Genomic DNA, 770 nt, shown 5'->3' with positions numbered 1-770 from the left:
GATTGTTGGAAAACATCATTCGATTTTCTGTGACCGAGGCTATGTTCAATCCCCTCGATACCAACAATTTTGGGATGATTTAAAAATGGGTAAGCATAAGCGCGGTACGTTTGAGCGTCTAACCTCGCAACGTGAAAGACTGGTACTTGAAGCCAGTTACTTTCCCATTGAATCTGAACACGGACAAATTGAAAAAGTAGTCAAGATCGCGTCAGACGTGACACAACAGAGGCTAGAATCAGAGCAAAAAGAAGCCATTTTGAATGCGTTAGATCTGTCTCTCGCCACGATTGAGTTCGACCATGAAGGATACATTCTGACCGCCAACCAAAACTTCTTAAAAACCTTGGGATACGAGTTGAGCGATGTTCAAGGAAAACATCACAAACTATTTTGCTTTGACGATTTTTACCAAGAAAATCCCGGCTTTTGGAAAGATCTCGCCGCCGGCCAGTTTAAGTCCGGACAATTTTTAAGGCGTTCAGCCTCAGGTGACAAAGTGTACATTGAAGCCACTTACAACCCCATCTTCGATCCGTTGGGCAACGTCATCAAAGTCGTCAAATTTGCATCTGACATCACTGATAAAGTTCAAAGGGATTTAAACATCTCTCAAGCGATAGCCGACTCTTCTTTTATCGCGAGAAATGCCAGCGAAGAAGCTACATCAAACTTCTGCGGCGCAGAACATTCTCTTAATGAGTTTCGCACCATGATTGAAGAAGTACTGAGTACCGTAACCGCTTGTGACGATAAAGTTCAAGAGCTAT

At 43.1% G+C, this 770-nt stretch carries 1 protein-coding gene; it reads left to right on the top strand.

The window, feature by feature from the left end:
* Positions 1 to 85: 85 nt before the first annotated feature.
* The coding region (locus tag R8O10_RS24800) for a PAS domain S-box protein (protein WP_318191900.1) at positions 86 to 770 on the top strand (685 nt) is incomplete at its 3' end.

The organism is Vibrio sp. 1727 (genome assembly GCF_033344415.1).
Classification (GTDB): Bacteria; Pseudomonadota; Gammaproteobacteria; order Enterobacterales; family Vibrionaceae; genus Vibrio; species Vibrio alginolyticus.
This window is presented reverse-complemented; position numbering and strand designations above follow the sequence as displayed.